General features: G+C 74.4%; 1 pseudogene. It reads left to right on the top strand.

Going from position 1 to position 355, the window contains the following annotated elements:
- A pseudogene (locus J0695_RS40895) lies at window positions 1-355 on the top strand (proton-conducting transporter transmembrane domain-containing protein); the annotation flags it as partial.

Raw genomic sequence — 355 nt, 5'->3', positions numbered from 1 at the left:
AGGGCTGGGCCGGGCTGCTCTCCCCCGCCGCGATCCTGGTCTGCGGGGCGGCGCTGGCGGGTTCGGTTCCGTACGACGGTCCCGTCCAGCTCTTCGACGGGGTGCTGCGGGCCGACGCGCTGACCGTGTGGATGCTGCTGGTGGTGGGCGCGGTGGCAGCACTGGCCGTCGCGGCCGGACCCGCCCATCTCGCGGGCGAGCGGGCCGCGGGCCGCGCGGTCGACCGCACCGCGCGCCGCTACCACCTGCTGGTGCACGCCTTCCTGGCGGCGATGTGTCTGGCCGTACTGGCAGGGAATCTGGGGGTGTTGTGGGTCGCCATCGAGGCGACGACGGTCGTCACGGCCTTCCTGGT

This window comes from Streptomyces beijiangensis, from assembly GCF_017315755.1.
Taxonomy (GTDB): Bacteria; Actinomycetota; Actinomycetes; order Streptomycetales; family Streptomycetaceae; genus Streptomyces; species Streptomyces beijiangensis.
Note: the sequence above shows the minus strand (reverse complement) of the source record. Positions and strands in the feature narration are given on the sequence as shown.